Annotated in this window: 12 protein-coding genes; 4 read left to right on the plus strand and 8 right to left on the minus strand. The window is 55.5% G+C overall.

Annotation, left to right across the window (positions count from 1 at the left end; all coding sequences use genetic code 11):
• Positions 1-6: 6 nt before the first annotated feature.
• The 3 genes from HV318_RS21515 to poxB are packed head-to-tail and all read right to left on the minus strand — an operon-like array spanning position 7 to position 4,216.
• Entirely contained in the window at positions 7-1,443 is a 1,437-nt protein-coding gene (locus HV318_RS21515) for an SDR family oxidoreductase (protein ID WP_182274350.1), read from the minus strand.
• A gap of 14 nt (positions 1,444-1,457) precedes the next feature.
• Positions 1,458-2,459, minus strand: coding sequence for a low-specificity L-threonine aldolase (ltaE, locus tag HV318_RS21520; protein ID WP_182274351.1), 1,002 nt, complete (start codon positions 2,457-2,459; stop codon positions 1,458-1,460).
• Positions 2,460-2,497: 38 nt separating this feature from the next.
• Positions 2,498-4,216, minus strand: a complete 1,719-nt coding sequence (poxB, locus tag HV318_RS21525; RefSeq protein WP_182274352.1) for a ubiquinone-dependent pyruvate dehydrogenase — start codon at positions 4,214-4,216, stop codon at positions 2,498-2,500.
• A gap of 152 nt (positions 4,217-4,368) precedes the next feature.
• On the opposite strand from poxB, the gene HV318_RS21530 reads away from it, so the two are divergent.
• Positions 4,369-4,803, plus strand: a complete 435-nt coding sequence (locus HV318_RS21530; protein ID WP_182274353.1) for a DoxX family protein — start codon at positions 4,369-4,371, stop codon at positions 4,801-4,803.
• A 91-nt stretch (positions 4,804-4,894) separates the two neighbouring features.
• On the opposite strand, the gene hcr is transcribed toward HV318_RS21530, so the two are convergent.
• The 4 genes from hcr to aqpZ form a co-directional block, all read right to left on the minus strand.
• A complete protein-coding gene (gene hcr, locus HV318_RS21535) occupies positions 4,895-5,863 on the minus strand; it encodes an NADH oxidoreductase (RefSeq protein WP_182274354.1) in 969 nt (322 codons plus the stop codon).
• 10 nt (positions 5,864-5,873) lie between these two features.
• Positions 5,874-7,526, minus strand: a complete 1,653-nt coding sequence (gene hcp / locus HV318_RS21540; protein WP_182274355.1) for a hydroxylamine reductase — start codon at positions 7,524-7,526, stop codon at positions 5,874-5,876.
• 144 nt (positions 7,527-7,670) lie between these two features.
• On the minus strand, positions 7,671-8,570 hold the full coding sequence (locus HV318_RS21545; protein WP_182274356.1) for a LysO family transporter: 900 nt from the start codon (positions 8,568-8,570) through the stop codon (positions 7,671-7,673).
• Positions 8,571-8,762: 192 nt separating this feature from the next.
• On the minus strand, positions 8,763-9,458 hold the full coding sequence (aqpZ, locus tag HV318_RS21550; RefSeq protein ID WP_182274357.1) for an aquaporin Z: 696 nt from the start codon (positions 9,456-9,458) through the stop codon (positions 8,763-8,765).
• 375 nt (positions 9,459-9,833) lie between these two features.
• Between aqpZ and HV318_RS21555 the strand changes: the two genes are divergently transcribed.
• Positions 9,834-11,492 (plus strand): ATP-dependent endonuclease, encoded by a 1,659-nt coding sequence (locus HV318_RS21555; protein ID WP_182274358.1) that lies wholly within the window; start codon positions 9,834-9,836, stop codon positions 11,490-11,492.
• Here HV318_RS21555 and HV318_RS21560 read toward each other — a convergent pair.
• Entirely contained in the window at positions 11,489-12,445 is a 957-nt protein-coding gene (locus HV318_RS21560) for a VirK/YbjX family protein (RefSeq protein WP_182274359.1), read from the minus strand. The two genes, HV318_RS21555 and HV318_RS21560, sit on opposite strands and share 4 nt — an antisense overlap.
• 157 nt (positions 12,446-12,602) lie before the next feature.
• Between HV318_RS21560 and macA the strand changes: the two genes are divergently transcribed.
• The gene (gene macA, locus HV318_RS21565) at positions 12,603-13,718 is read left to right on the plus strand and encodes a macrolide transporter subunit MacA (RefSeq protein WP_182274360.1); all 1,116 of its coding nucleotides are present in this window, start codon (positions 12,603-12,605) and stop codon (positions 13,716-13,718) included.
• Positions 13,715-15,655: a macrolide ABC transporter ATP-binding protein/permease MacB gene (gene macB / locus HV318_RS21570; RefSeq protein ID WP_182274361.1), complete on the plus strand. Its 1,941-nt coding sequence runs from the start codon at positions 13,715-13,717 to the stop codon at positions 15,653-15,655. Before macA ends, macB begins: the two co-directional genes overlap by 4 nt.
• Positions 15,656-15,725: the final 70 nt, after the last annotated feature.

The following is a 15,725-nucleotide window of genomic DNA, read 5'->3' on the forward strand; positions in this document are numbered from 1 at the left end:
TTTTATTTAGCATTTTTCCTGCTTTTGTGCTGCCAGTTGCGCAATACGTTTGGCCATTCCGCGGAAGATAAACAGGTGCGCGGGGATCATGAACAACCAGTAGAACAGACCCGGCATACCGTGAGGATGCCACCAGGCGCGCACATCCAGTTCACGGTGGTCGCCTTTGTCTTTGAGGGTAAAGCAGAGTCGACCCAGCCCTGGCGCTTTCATACCGAACAGCAGCGCCAGCTGTTTTTCCGGCTCGACGATAATCACCTTCCAGCTGTCGACCGTATCGCCCACCTCAAGATACGGGTGAGCAGGACGGCCTTTCGCCAGCCGATGGCCGACGAGCAGATCCATCGCGCCACGCGTTTGCCAGAGGATATTGCCGAAGAAATAGCGCTCTTTACCGCCAATCTGGTTCACGACTTCCCACAGCGCCGCGAGGCTGGCAGAGGTTTTGACCGTGCAGCCTGCCTGTTTTGGGTAATAGCCATACTCCGGTCGCCAGCGGGCAAATGCCTGTGCGTCATAACCCCAGTCGCTGGAGTTCACCAGTTTCTCTTCCTCTTTCAGCGTGTTGCGAACCGCGTCGTCAAAGCGGATCAACGTCTGTGGGATCAGCGCGCGCAGTTCGCGATCGTCTGCCAGTAGATCGTGCTTTAGCCCCTGGATCAGCGCTTTCGCGGTGGTTGGCGGCACCGAGGTAATAACATTTAAAAACCAGACCGAGATCCAGCGGGTCGGGAAGGGGATAGGGACCAGCCAGCGTCGGCGGCCACTGACGTTCATGAAATGTTCAAATTGTTCCTGATAACTCAGCACTTCAGGGCCAGCGGCTTCCAGTACGCGATGTGTGTCGGTTGGGTGATCCAGCAACGCCACCAGATAATGACGTAAATTCTCCAGCGCAATTGGCGTGGTGCGCGAGCGCACCCAGCGCGGTGGCGTGAGTATCGGCAGGTTGTAGACCATATCGCGCATCACTTCGAATGCGGCGGAACCGGCTCCCACGATGATCCCCGCCCGTAGTTCGGTGACGGGAATATTCGCGCTGCGCAACGTGTCAGCCGTGAGCTGGCGGGCGCGAAGGTGATCGGACTGTTCATTTGCGGGAGCCTGTAGCGAGCTTAAAAATATCACCTGCTTTACCGGCGTTTGCCGCAGGGCGTCACGGACGTTCATTGCCACCTGACGCTCGTGGGCAATAAAATTCCCACCTTCACCCATGCTGTGGACCAGGTAGTAAAGCGTATCGACCCCTTCCAGCAGGGCAGGAAGTTCTTGTGGCCAGTTGAGATCGACGCTGTGACAGGTCACGCCGGGCAAATTTTGTTTTTGCAGGCGCTCAATGCTGCGTGCCGCTGCCAGCACCTGGTGCCCCTGCTGGCTTAACGCAGACGTCAGGTGCTGACCGATATACCCACTGGCACCAAGCACCAGAATACGTTGCGGCACGTTATGCTCCTTACTTAACGCTGTAAAAATGCCTGCCAGTGTTTCACCACCTCTGACAGCTGTTCACGGCTAACATCGAGATGCATAACCAGACGCACCACCGGAGAGGCATTAATCAACACGCCACGCGCTTTCATAAATTCACCCAGCGCGGCAGCGTGCTCGTCACCCACGCGGACAAACAGCATATTGGTGTCGTGACGCATCACGTCGGCACCGATTTCGCGCAATTGAGTCGCCATCCATGCCGCGTTGTCGTGATCGTCCTTCAGGCGCGCCACGTTGCTTTTCAGGGCATATAACCCTGCCGCCGCCAGAATCCCCGCCTGACGCATTCCGCCGCCGGTCATCTTACGCCAGCGGTTGGCGCGTTTGATGTAGTCCGCATTGCCGACCAGCAGGGAACCTACTGGTGTACCCAGGCCTTTAGAGAGGCAAATGGTGAACGAGTCACAATATTGGGTGATCTCTTTCAGCTCGCAGCCATACTCCACCACGGCGTTAAAGATGCGCGCGCCGTCAACGTGCAGCCCCAGCTTGCGCTCGCGGGTAAATTCCCATGCGGCTTTCAGATACTCACGCGGCAGCACTTTGCCGTTATGGGTATTTTCCAGACTGAGCAGTTTTGTACGGGCGAAGTGGATATCGTCAGCTTTGATTTTTGCGGCGACCTTATCGAGCGGCAGGGAGCCGTCCGGTGCGGCATCAATCGGCTGTGGCTGAATGCTGCCGAGCACCGCTGCGCCGCCCGCTTCATACAGGTAGTTATGCGCACCCTGGCCGACGATATACTCTTCACCGCGTTCACAGTGGCTGAGTAGCCCCACCAGGTTCGCCTGGGTGCCGGTTGGCAGGAACAGCGCGGCCTCTTTACCGCTCAGTTCTGCGGCATAACGCTGCAGTTCGTTGACGGTTGGATCGTCACCATAGACGTCGTCCCCGACCGGGGCGGCCATCATCTCTTCGAGCATGGCACGGCCCGGGCGGGTAACAGTATCGCTGCGTAAATCAATCATTTCACATCCCTTTAATGTCAGAGGTCATGTGAAATGTTTTACCTGAGCCAGTTGGTTTTTGCCAGTTCGATCACTTCATCACCGCGTCCGCTGATAATGGCGCGCAGCATGTAGAGGCTAAATCCTTTGGCCTGCTCCAGCTTGATCTGCGGCGGGATTGCCAGCTCTTCTTTGGCGACCACCACATCCACCAGCACCGGTCCGTCGATGGTGAAGGCGCGCTGGAGCGCTTCGTCCACATCAGCGGCTTTTTCCACGCGGATACCGGTGATGCCGCACGCTTCAGCGATACGGGCGAAATGGGTATCGTGCAGTTCGGTACCGTCGGTGAGATAACCACCGGCCTTCATCTCCATCGCCACGAAGCCCAGCACACTGTTGTTAAAGACCACGATTTTAAGCGGGAGCTTCATCTGTACCACCGACAGGAAATCACCCATCAGCATGCTGAACCCGCCGTCGCCACACATTGCCACCACCTGACGCTCTGGCGCGGTGGCTTTCGCTCCCAGCGCCTGCGGCATGGCGTTGGCCATTGAGCCGTGGTTAAACGAGCCCAGCAGGCGGCGCTTACCGTTCATTTTCAGGTAGCGCGCTGCCCAGACGGTTGGCGTGCCCACATCGCAGGTAAAGATGGCGTCGTCGTCAGCAAAATGGCTGATTTGCTGTGCCAGGTATTGCGGATGGATGGCCTTATCGCTCGGTTTGGCGAGATCGTCCAGGCCTTTACGCGCATCGCGGTAATCGCTCAGGGCTTTATCGAGGAATGTCCGATCTGTTTTTTCTTCAAGGTGCGGCAGCAGGGCGGCCAGGGTGGATTTGATGTCACCCACCAGCGCCATATCGACTTTGCTGTGCGCGCCAATGCTGGCCGGGTTGATATCAATCTGAATGATTTTGGCATCCGTCGGGTAGAACGGACGATAAGGGAATTGAGTGCCGAGCAAAATGAGCGTGTCGGCGTTCATCATGGTGTGGAAACCGCTGGAAAAACCAATCAGCCCGGTCATGCCAACATCGTACGGGTTATCGTACTCCACGTGTTCTTTGCCGCGCAGGGCGTGGACAATCGGGGATTTCAGTTTACCGGCAAACGCCAGCAGTTCCTGATGTGCCCCCGCGCAGCCGCTGCCGCACATCAGGGCGATGTTGCTGGAGTAACGCAGCAACTGCGCCAGTTTTTTCAGTTCCTCTTCGGTGGGCGTAACCACCGGCTGCGGCGCGTGATACCAGTGGCTGCTGGCACTTTCCGGTGCTGCCCTGAGTGCCACATCGCCCGGCAACACCACGACGGAAACTCCCCGGTTCAGTACGGCTTTGCGCATCGCAATCGCCAGTACCTGAGGGATCTGCTCCGGTGTGGAAACCAGCTCGCAGTAGTGGCTGCATTCACGAAACAGCTCCTGAGGATGGGTCTCCTGAAAATAGCCGCTGCCGATTTCCGTCGAGGGGATGTGAGCCGCTATCGCCAGCACCGGCACATGGTTGCGGTGGCAGTCAAACAGGCCGTTGATCAGGTGTAAGTTTCCCGGCCCGCATGACCCGGCACAGACGGCCAGTTCACCCGTGAGTTGCGCTTCGGCTCCGGCGGCAAAGGCGGCAACCTCTTCATGACGGGTTGGCATCCATTCAATGGTTTTCATCTTGTTGAGACTGTCACTGAGTCCGTTCAGGGAGTCGCCAGTGACGCCCCAGATACGTTTTACACCAGCCTGTTCGAGGGTTTTTGCTATGTATGCAGCCACGGTTTGTTTCATGAGTGTCCCGCTCCTTTTTGTCATATCGCTTACAAGCTTAGAAGAAAGCCTCTGTATTGCCTGCCAAATCCCCCCTATTAACGGGTGCTTTTCAGATGTCATTATCCGACATAATCTGGTGATACCTCGGGTGAAAACAGGAATCATTCCAAATGGTTAAATCATTGTTAATTGCTGTTAATAAAAAGCTAGCGTGCGACGATCTTGGCAAACTTTTGTTACGACTTGCCGTTGGCGGGCTGATGTTGTTTCACGGATTACACAAATTATTGGGCGGCGTTGGGTTCATCAGTCATTTGCTGGTGGAAAAAGGGCTACCGGGGTTCATTGCTTATGGCGTCTTGATTGGCGAAGTCGTGGCACCGATCCTGATCATTCTTGGTTTCCTTACACGTCCCGCAGCGCTGGTACTGGCATTTACGATGGTGGTGGCATGGCTGATGGTGGGCACGGGTGAAACCTTTGCGCTCGACGCCGTAGGCGCGTGGGCGATGGAGAGCCTGGTCTACTTCTTTATGGGTTCACTCGCGATAGCGTTTTTAGGGGCAGGGCGTTACGCAGTGGGGAAAGACCCCGCGTGGCGGTAGTGTCATTGTCGGTCGGGTAAACGCAGTGCCACCCGACAAAAAAGCCCGGTGGCGCTAACGCTTACCGGGCCTACGAGTGAACGTTTACCGTTTATGCGAGAACAAGGTCACCCTGCGGGTGACATGAGCAGGCCAGTACATACCCTTCGGCGATTTCCGCGTCGGTCAGCGTCATGGTGCTGGTCACGGTGTAGTTACCGTCCACCACTTTCGTCTTACAACAACCGCACACGCCAGCACGACAGGCAGCAACGACCGGCACGTTGTTGCTTTCCAGCGCTTCCAGCAGCGTGGTGCCCACGCGGCCAAAGAAGGTTTGCGCCGGTTGCAGTTTGGTGAACTTCATACCGCTGGTCGCCGCTTCCGCCACAGGCGTAAAGAACTGTTCTTTGAAGAAGCGGGTGACACCCAGCGCTTTCACGTCCTCTTCGACAATGTCCATATACGGCGCAGGGCCGCAGGTCATCACGGTGCGTGAGGCAATATCCGGCACGTTTTGCAGCAGCTCGCGGCTCAGGCGACCGGCCACAAAGTCGTGGGTAGCATTGTTTTCAGCAACCAGCGTGACCGGATAGTTACGCCATTCGTCGGCAAAAATCACATCTTCCGGTGAACGGACGCTGAAGATCACCTGCACGTCGGCCTGCGGGCGGTTTTTAGCCAGCCAGCGGCGCATTGACATCACCGGTGTTACGCCACAACCAGCTGCCAGCAGCAGGAATTTATCCTCTGCCTTGTCGTCACAGGTGAAATCCCCCTGCGCGTCAGACAACCAGATATAGTCACCACGTTTCACGTCACGGGTCAGCCACTGAGAGCCAGCACCGTCATCAATGCGACGGATAGTGAGCGTAATGTACTCGCTCACACCCGGCGTAGAGGAGATGGTGTAGGCGCGCAGGGTGTCCGCCGCGTTGCGGACACTGACCAGCGCATACTGACCGGCACGATACGGATAGTAGTCATGACACAGCAGTGACAGCGTCCACACGTCCGGCGTCTCCTGACGGATGTGATGAACCTGCATCCGCCACGGACACTGTGAGGTTGGCATCGTCATCAATAGCTCCTTACGCGCTCAGCAGTTGCTTCATATCATCTTCAACGTTAGTGACGGAACGCAGACCGAATTTCTCGTTCAGTACGGCCAGCAGATCCGGCGTCAGGAAGCCTGGTGCTGTTGGGCCGGTCACAATGTTGGTCACACCCAGAGAGAGCAGGGTCAGCAGGATGACAATCGCTTTCTGTTCGAACCAGGAGAGCACCAGCGACAGCGGCAGATCGTTCACGCCACAGCCCAGTTTTTCAGCCAGAGTGACGGCCAGAATGATGGCAGAGTAAGCATCGTTACACTGACCGGCATCCACCAGACGTGGCAGACCTTCGATGTCACCGAAGTCCAGTTTGTTGAAGCGGTACTTACCGCATGCCAGGGTCAGGATCAGGCAGTCGTCCGGTACGCTGGTGGCAAAATCGGTGAAGTAGTTACGTTCGCCGCGCGCGCCGTCACAGCCGCCGATCAGGAAGATGTGACGCAGTTTTTCACGGCTGACCAGGTCAATCAGCGAATCCGCAGCGCCCAGCAGAGTTTCGCGGCCAAAGCCGACGGTGATCAGGTGTTCGATTTCGCTGTACGGGAAGCCCGCCATTTGCTGTGCCTGGGCAATAACCGGGCCGAAATCGTCGCCTTCGAGGTGGCTCACACCCGGCCAGCCAACGATACTGCGGGTCCAGATGCGGTCGTCATACGCGCCTACGGTTGGGTCGATGATGCAGTTAGAGGTCATCACGATTGGGCCAGGGAAGCGGGCGAACTCAACCTGCTGGTTCTGCCAGCCGCTGCCGTAGTTACCGACCAGATGTTTGAACTTACGCAGTTCAGGGTAGCCGTGCGCGGGCAGCATTTCCCCGTGGGTATAAACGTTAACGCCGGTGCCTTCAGTCTGCTTCAGCAGGTTGTAGAGATCTTTCAGGTCATGGCCGGAGATCAGGATGCACTTACCTTCGGTCGCCTTCACGTTGACCTGAGTTGGGGTCGGGTGGCCGTAGGTGTTGGTTTCACCGGCATCCAGAATGCTCATCACTTTGAAGTTCATCAGCCCGATTTCCATCGAGCACTCCAGCAGCGCGTTCATGTCGGAAGGCCAGGTACCCAGCCACGCCATAATTTTGTGGTACTGCGCATAAATATCGTTGTCGTACTGGCCGAGAACGTGCGCGTGCTCCATATAGGCCGCCGCACCTTTCAGGCCGTACAGGCACAACAGACGCAGACCGAGAATGTTCTCGCCAATCGCCGCTTTGTCTTTGTTCGGGGTAAATTCTGCCGCCTGGCGCTGCAGTTCGCCCAGGTCATCGCTCACCAGTTGCAGCTCCGCCATTGGGTTATCCACGCGGGCGCTGGCGTCTGCATTCAGACACTGTGCTTTGAGCGCTTCGCGCAGGGCGATGGCTTCGCGGGCGTAACCCACAATGCGAGGAGAATCAAAGTTTACGTTAGTCAGCGTGGAGAAAAATGCGCGAGGGGCGAAACTGTCTACGTAGTGGTCAATAATGCCGTATTCACGGGCTTTGAATGCCCATGCGGAAAGTCCTTGCAGGGAAGCAATCAACAGATCCTGCAGGTCTGACGTCTCTGCCGTTTTGCCGCACATACCTTGCGCGTAGGAGCAGCCATTACCTGCCGGAGTACGGATGGTTTGTTCACATTGCACACAAAACATAATCACACCTGTTAAAGTTATATTTGATATACATGTTTTAGATTATGCCTGTGCCAGAACGGAGAAAAGTTCTTTCTGCTACAAAATAGAGGGATATTGATTTAGCGCAATTTTGGCGGCAGGTTGACTACCGCCAAAGAAGTATCAGGCGGAGAAGAACGCCATCAGAACAGGTACCAGCAGGCTCAAAATAAAGCCGTGTACGATGGCGGCAGGCACCATCTCCAGGCCGCCAGAACGTTGTAACACCGGCAGGGTAAAGTCCATTGAGGTCGCACCACACAGACCGAGCGCGGTAGAGCGGCTACGGCGCACCAGTCCCGGGATCAGCATGATGGCAATCAGCTCGCGTGCCAGGTCATTAAAGAAAGCGGCGCTGCCAATGACCGGGCCGAAAGATTCGGTGAGCAGAATACCGGAAAGGGAATACCAGCCAAAACCCGACGCCATTGCCAGGCCGGTTTTCAGCGGCAGGTCGAGAATAAAGGCGTTAATCACCCCAGCGGCCATTGAACTGCCAATCACCACAACGGCCACAATCATTCCCCGGCGGTTGAGGACAATCTGTTTCAGCGTCATGCCATTATTTCGCAGCTGTATACCAATCAGGAACAGCAGGAATATCAGCGTATATTCGCTGGCTTCCGTGGCGTGTTGTAAAAAGGACCATCCGGTGAGTCCCAGAAGAAAACCGAGTACCACGACGCCGCATAATTTTAACGATTCCAGCGCCATTGCAATACGGGAAGGCAGTTTTTCCTGATGATGATTATTTTTCCATGGAATAGAGCGTTCCAGCCAGAACAGCGCGGCAATATTGCACAGCAAAATAACCACAACAGTTACGGCAGAATAATGCAGGATCGACAGCAAATTGGCGGTCAGGTTATCCAGAAACGCCAGGCTAATCCCCATAAAGAAAAGAATGACGTAGACAATCCAGCTGAGAAAACGATTGATGAGCCTTAGTGCTGATTCACGATGCAGCGGGATAAGGTAGCCCACAATCAGGGGCAGCAGAATGATGAGGAGTCCTGAAAACATGAACAGCCGGTCCTTTTGAATGTCTGTTAAGTATCTGTTAAGCGCCAGAAACACTACCCAATAAAGGCTGTCCAGTAAAGCGGCAAAAGAAAGCCGGGTAGCGTGAACGCTTACCCGGCCTGTATTCAGGAGGGGTTGTGCGGCAAGATGCCCTCACCCCGACCCTCTCCCACGGGGAGAGGAAGAAAACAATTAATCACGTTTTTCCAGCAGAGTGCGGTACAGCAAGCCGCCCAAAATACCACCGATGATTGGCATCACCCAGAACAGCCACAGCTGCTCAAGCGCCCAGCCGCCCTGGAAAATCGCGACTGCAGTACTACGCGCCGGGTTAACAGAGGTGTTGGTGACCGGAATAGAGATCAGGTGGATAAGCGTTAATGCCAGACCAATGGCGATAGGGGCAAAGCCCGCCGGTGCCTGTTTGTCTGTTGCACCGTGGATAACCAGCAGGAAGCCTGCGGTCAGCACAATTTCAATGACGATGGCAGACAGCATGGAGTAGCCGCCTGGAGAGTGTTCACCGAAGCCGTTAGAGGCAAAGCCGCTGGCTGCTGCGTCAAAGCCTGCTTTGCCGCTGGCGATGACATACAGAACCGCCGCAGCAATAATACCACCGACGACCTGGGCAACAATGTAGCCGATAACGTCTTTGGCCGGGAAACGACCGCCCGCCCATAAGCCTAATGTCACTGCCGGGTTAAAGTGACCACCGGAAATATGTCCCACGGCATACGCCATGGTTAATACGGTTAAGCCAAATGCCAGCGCGACACCGACAAAACCAATTCCTAATTCCGGGAATGCTGCTGCCAGAACAGCACTACCGCAGCCACCAAACACTAACCAGAATGTACCAAAGCATTCCGCTGCTAATTTCCTGAACATAACCACCTCAATAATAAAATTCCGCACGCTTGCTTGCGTGCAGGCTATATCGCCATAAAAGGGATGACGACTCAAAGAGCCATTATTTTAAAAACCAACAACACCCCTTCGCCACTCAAATAAACTCTGTAAGTTTGATTTAAGGCAATGTGATGTCAATCCTTGTTCAAATTGGTAGTGAATACAGCATAGACCAATTCTCGGGCGGTAGTATCTTGTGCAGCTATACCTAATTCAAATTAAATCTGACAGGAAGATTCTGGTTTTTTCTGGCTACTTCGGAATAATCGAGGTGTATTACAGTGTCCTGCCGGGCTTTGTGCCGTTATACTCCTGATAACTTGAAGGAAAAAGTGATCGTTTCTCGGGGGATTTATGCTTCTCGAACGTGTGGAAATAGTCGGATTTCGCGGTATCAACCGCTTATCTCTGCTTCTTGAGCAGAACAATGTTCTGATTGGGGAGAATGCCTGGGGTAAGTCCAGCCTGCTGGATGCGCTTACGCTGTTGCTTTCGCCCGAGGATGATCTCTACCACTTCGTGCATGATGATTTCTGGTTCCCGCCCGGGGATGTGGCGGGGCGCGAGAAGCATCTGCACATTATTCTGACCTTCCGTGAATCTGAGCCGGGGCGTCACCGTGTGCGCCGCTTCCGCCCGATGTCAGAGTGCTGGGTGCAATGCAATGATGATTTTCATCGTATTTTCTACCGGCTGGAAGGTGAGCTGGCCGAGAACGGCAGCGTGCTAACCCTGCGCGAATTCCTGGATGCCAAAGGCGACACTATTCCGTTAAATGACATTGACGAACTGGCCCGTCATTTGATCCGCCTGACGCCGGTACTGCGCCTGCGAGATGCACGCTTTATGCGGCGTATCCGTAACGGTACGGTGCCGAATATGCCGGAAGTGGAAGTCACCGCCCGCGAGCTGGATTTCCTGGCGCGTGAGCTGGTTTCGCGCCCGCAGAATCTTACCGATGGTCAAATTCGCCAGGGGTTGTCCGCAATGGTACAACTGCTGGAGCACTACTTTTCCGAGCAGGGGACATCGCAGTCACGTAATCGCCTGATGCGCCGCCGTTCTCACGATGAACAGCGAAGCTGGCGTTATCTCGACATCATTAACCGGATGATCGACAGGCCTGGCGGTCGAACGCACCGGGTGATCTTACTGGGGCTGTTCTCCACGCTTTTGCAGGCTAAAGGTACTATCCACCTGGATCGCGATGCACGTCCGCTGCTGCTGGTGGAAGACCCGGAAACGCGCCTGCACCCGATTATGCTCTCCGTTGCGTGGCACTTACTGAACCTGCTGCCCCTCCAGCGCATTACGACTACCAACTCTGGTGAGCTGTTATCGCTTACGCCGGTCGAATATGTCTGCCGCCTGGTGCGTGAATCATCACGCGTTTCTGCTTACCGGCTTGGGCCGGGTGGGCTAAACGCGGAAGATGGACGCCGTATCGCGTTTCATATCCGCTTTAACCGCGCATCGTCGCTGTTTGCGCGATGTTGGCTGTTGGTTGAAGGGGAAACGGAAACCTGGGTTATCAACGAACTGGCGCGCCAGTGTGGACACCATTTCGATGCGGAAGGTATTAAGGTCATCGAGTTTGCCCAGTCAGGGTTAAAGCCACTGATTAGATTCGCCCGTCGGATGGGCATTGAATGGCACGTACTGGTGGACGGTGACGAGGCCGGTAAAAAATATGCTTCTACGGTCCGCAGCCTGCTGAATAACGAGCGGGAAGAAGAACGTGACCATTTAACCATGCTGCCAGCGATGGATATGGAACACTTTATGTATCGTCAGGGGTTCGACGATGTTTTCCACCGCGTTGCGATGGTGCCGGTGGATGTGCCTATGAATATGCGCCGGGTGATCGCCAAAGCGATCCACCGTTCGTCAAAACCCGATCTGGCTATTGAAGTGGCAATAGAAGCCGGGAAGAGAGGCGTGGAGTCTGTTCCAACGCTGCTGCGCAAAATGTTCTCCCGCGTACTCTGGCTGGCTCGCGGGAGAGCGGATTAACCGTGGGTGGCCTGGTTTACCTGGTCGATCAGGCTATCCAGTAGCTCATAGCGGCGGCGGTATTCCGAGCGTTTTTTGCTCGCAATTTCTTCCATCGGTTTGCGTGGCATGGTCAGCGGTAGCGCAAAGTTACCGTTGTCCTGCTGTTGGCCGCCGATGGAGAGCCAGAAGCTGTCGTAATCGGCCAGCAGTTTTCCCTCTTTTTTCTTACGATAGCGCCAGCTGCGGTAGATATGGGTGGCGTTACTGACCGCGACAATCTGCTCCACCGGGAAGACGGCTCCGATCGTCATGGCGGCTTCAACCAGCAGACGTTTCGGGAACAGGCCGTGGCATGCTTTGGTCGCGCCCTGGATCAGCTCATGTGGAACATGGGCTTTTGCCCCCTGCAGGCCACCGATAAAGAGCGTTGTTTTCCCTTCAAACGGGCACAGGGTGAAGGTCATTTCTGCCAGCACCGTGTTTTGTTGGTCACAAAAAGCGAGAGTGGCTTCGCCTTCTTTATCCAGAAACGCATCGGCGCACAGGCGGATGGTAAATTGCTGCTCATCTTTACCGGTTAACGTCAGCAACGTTATACCCTGTTTAGAAAGATAGCCATTTAGCAGCGTCGACGGAAGCTGACGACTCATTGTCTGATAGTGCCAGCTAAGCGATTCCAGCGTATGTCGGCGATCCATATTTACGGTCAGCCACGGGCGATGCAGACGGCACGGTAACCCTGGCTGCACATGTAACATCTGCATCAGGCGAGGTTGTTTTGCCAGGCTTGCCAGCAGGCGTGCCGTGCTGAACGGTGTAGCCAGAGAACGTAGTACAAACTTACGTCGATAGGACGGGTTTTGCCACGCAAGCCCGGGCGTGATTGTCCCGGAGGCCAGGCTTTTAAATAATTGCCAGCCGGATTTAGGCTGTGGCAAGTGTGAATGAGGTGTATCGACGATGGAAGACATGTTAGATCCCTTCTTGTGGAAGATCTTTATTTCAACAGGAGGTATATCAACGTCTCGTAAACAAATTGTGACGATTCCAGAAATTTGAGGTTTCGTTGAGGTGCGGTTTAGATAGAATCAACAGTTATGATTGCCAGAACATTCATTGGGAATATTTATGAATCTTAAGGGAAAACGCAGAAAGCTGGTTCTGCTGCTGGCGGTGGTGGCCTTAGTCGGCGGATTCTGGCTCTGGAAAGTGCTGAATGCGCCCGTGCCGCAATATCAGACGCTGATTGTTCGTCCGGGTGAACTGCAACAAAACGTGCTGGCGACGGGCAAACTTGATGCTCTGCGCAAGGTTGATGTGGGTGCTCAGGTGAGCGGTCAGTTGAAAACGCTGTCGGTTGAGATTGGCGATAAGGTGAAAAAAGGTCAGCTGCTTGGCGTTATCGATCCTGAACAGGCCGAAAACCAGATCCGCGAAGTGGAAGCGACGCTGATGGAGTTGCGTGCGCAGCGCAGCCAGGCCCTGGCGGAGCGTAATCTTGCTCAGGTCACGCTGACCCGTCAGCAGGCGCTGGCTAAAACGCAGGCGATATCGCAACAGGATCTGGATACCGCAACAACGGCGCTGGCAGTAAAACAGGCGCAGATTGGCACTATCGACGCGCAAATTAAGCGCAATCAGGCTTCGCTGGATACGGCAAAAACCAACCTCGACTACACGCAAATCGTGGCACCGATGGCCGGGGAAGTCACTCAGATAACCACCCTGCAGGGACAAACCGTGATTGCGGCGCAGCAGGCACCGAACATTCTGACGCTGGCGGATATGGGCACCATGCTGGTGAAAGCACAGGTTTCTGAAGCGGATGTGATTCACCTTAAACCGGGGCAAAGCGCCTGGTTTACTGTGCTGGGCGATCCGCAGACCCGCTATGAAGGTGTGCTGAAAGATATTCTGCCAACGCCGGAAAAAGTCAACGATGCCATCTTCTACTATGCCCGCTTTGAAGTGCCAAACCCGCAAGGTGTGCTGCGTCTGGACATGACCGCGCAGGTGCATATTCAGCTGACCGGTGTGAAAAACGTATTGACCATTCCACTCTCTGCGCTGGGCGGAGCCGCCGGGGACAGCCGCTATAAGGTGAAAGTGCTGCGCAATGGCGAAACGCGTGAACGTGAAGTGGTGATTGGCGCGCGTAACGACACTGATGTGGTGGTAGTGAAAGGGCTGGAAGAGGGTGAGGAGGTTGTCACCAGCGAAAGTCTGCCCGGAGCCGTTAAATGACGGCGTTGCTTGAGTTAAATAACATCCGTCGCAGTTATCCGTCGGGTGATGGCCCGGTGGAGGTGCTGAAGGGTATTTCCCTGCGCGTCGAGGCGGGCGAGATGGTGGCGATTGTTGGCGCGTCGGGTTCCGGCAAATCGACGCTGATGAACATTCTCGGCTGCCTGGATAAACCGACCAGCGGGACGTATCGCGTTGCCGGGGCGGACGTCTCCACGCTGGATGATGACGCGCTGGCGAAATTGCGCCGTGAACATTTCGGCTTTATTTTTCAGCGCTATCATCTGCTTTCTCATCTGAGTGCGGCACAGAACGTTGAAGTTCCGGCGGTGTATGCCGGTGTGGAGCGGAAAAAACGCCTTGAGCGCGCACGAGAGCTGTTGACGCGTCTGGGGCTGGCGGAGCGGGTGGATTATCAACCGTCGCAGCTTTCCGGCGGCCAGCAGCAGCGCGTCAGTATTGCGCGGGCGCTGATGAACGGTGGACAAGTCATCCTCGCCGATGAACCCACAGGTGCGCTCGACAGCCGTTCCAGCGAAGAGGTGATGGAGATCCTCCACCAGCTTCGCGACCAGGGGCATACGGTGATCATCGTGACTCACGATCCGCTGGTGGCTGCGCAGGCCGAACGCATTATTGAGATCTATGACGGCGAGCTGGTCAGTAACCCGCCAGCCCGACGGACGAAGGATGCCGTACAGAAAGAGACTTTGCCCACCTCGTCCGGCTGGGGGCAGTTCTCCAGCAGTTTTCGCGAAGCGTTGACAATGGCCTGGCTGGCAATGGCGGCCAATAAAATGCGCACATTGCTGACCATGCTCGGCATTATCATCGGTATCGCGTCGGTGGTGTCGATAGTGGTGGTAGGTGACGCGGCAAAACAGCTGGTGCTGGCGGATATCCGTGCCATTGGCACCAACACCATTGACGTCTACCCCGGCAAAGATTTTGGTGATGACGAACCGCAGTATCAGCAGGCGCTGAAATATGACGACCTGACGGCCATCCAGAAGCAGCCGTGGGTGAATTCAGCCACACCTGCGGTGTCGCAAAACCTGCGTCTGCGCGTAGGCAATGTCGACGTGGCGGCCAGCGCCAACGGCGTCAGCGGCGACTACTTTACTGTTTACGGTATGACCTTTAGCGAAGGGGCTACCTTTAATGCCGAGCAACTGGCGGGCAGGGCGCAGGTGGTGGTTCTGGATGCCAACTCACGCAGGCAGCTCTTCCCCAATAAAACCCGCGTGGTGGGCGAAGTGATCCTCGTCGGGAACATGCCTGCGACGGTTATCGGTGTGGCGGAAGAGAAACAGTCGATGTTTGGCAGCAGTAAAATCCTGCGCGTCTGGCTGCCGTATACCACCATTTCCGGGCGGATCATGGGGCAGTCCTGGCTCAACTCCATCACCGTGCGCGTGAAAGAGGGCTACGACAGTGCGCTGGCCGAGCAGCAGCTTGAGCGGCTGTTAACCCTGCGCCACGGGAAGAAGGATTTCTTCACCTGGAACATGGATGGCCTCTTGAAAACGGCGGAAAAGACCACACGTACTCTTCAGATGTTCCTGACGCTGGTGGCGGTGATTTCACTGGTTGTTGGTGGGATCGGAGTGATGAATATCATGCTGGTGTCGGTGACGGAGCGCACGCGGGAGATTGGTATCCGCATGGCGGTTGGAGCCAGGGCAAGCGATGTGCTGCAACAGTTTTTGATTGAAGCGGTGCTGGTGTGTCTGGTTGGCGGTGCGATGGGCATTGCACTCTCGATGATGATCGCCTTTATGCTTCAGCTCTTTTTACCCGGCTGGGAAATTGGCTTCTCACCGGTGGCGATCCTGACGGCGTTTTTATGCTCAACCGTTACCGGTATTTTGTTTGGCTGGCTGCCGGCGCGAAATGCGGCGCGGCTGGATCCGGTGGATGCGCTGGCTCGGGAATAACCCGAAAATAAAAATGCCAGCCGATCGGGCTGGCATTTTGCCTGCGGGATGTACACAATGAAACAGAGAG

Origin of the sequence: Enterobacter sp. RHBSTW-00901 (assembly GCF_014103115.1) — a bacterium.
In the GTDB taxonomy this organism is placed as follows: Bacteria; Pseudomonadota; Gammaproteobacteria; order Enterobacterales; family Enterobacteriaceae; genus Enterobacter; species Enterobacter cloacae_P.

Excerpts from the sequence above, each read along its gene's own strand:
- ltaE (WP_182274351.1), bottom strand. The coding sequence starts at position 2,459 with ATGATTGATTTACGCAGCGATACTGTTACCCGCCCGGGCCGTGCCATG.
- poxB (WP_182274352.1), bottom strand. The coding sequence starts at position 4,216 with ATGAAACAAACCGTGGCTGCATACATAGCAAAAACCCTCGAACAGGCT.
- HV318_RS21530 (WP_182274353.1), top strand. The coding sequence starts at position 4,369 with ATGGTTAAATCATTGTTAATTGCTGTTAATAAAAAGCTAGCGTGCGAC.
- hcr (WP_182274354.1), bottom strand. The coding sequence starts at position 5,863 with ATGACGATGCCAACCTCACAGTGTCCGTGGCGGATGCAGGTTCATCAC.
- hcp (WP_182274355.1), bottom strand. The coding sequence starts at position 7,526 with ATGTTTTGTGTGCAATGTGAACAAACCATCCGTACTCCGGCAGGTAAT.
- HV318_RS21545 (WP_182274356.1), bottom strand. The coding sequence starts at position 8,570 with ATGTTTTCAGGACTCCTCATCATTCTGCTGCCCCTGATTGTGGGCTAC.
- aqpZ (WP_182274357.1), bottom strand. The coding sequence starts at position 9,458 with ATGTTCAGGAAATTAGCAGCGGAATGCTTTGGTACATTCTGGTTAGTG.
- HV318_RS21555 (WP_182274358.1), top strand. The coding sequence starts at position 9,834 with ATGCTTCTCGAACGTGTGGAAATAGTCGGATTTCGCGGTATCAACCGC.
- HV318_RS21560 (WP_182274359.1), bottom strand. The coding sequence starts at position 12,445 with ATGTCTTCCATCGTCGATACACCTCATTCACACTTGCCACAGCCTAAA.
- macA (WP_182274360.1), top strand. The coding sequence starts at position 12,603 with ATGAATCTTAAGGGAAAACGCAGAAAGCTGGTTCTGCTGCTGGCGGTG.
- macB (WP_182274361.1), top strand. The coding sequence starts at position 13,715 with ATGACGGCGTTGCTTGAGTTAAATAACATCCGTCGCAGTTATCCGTCG.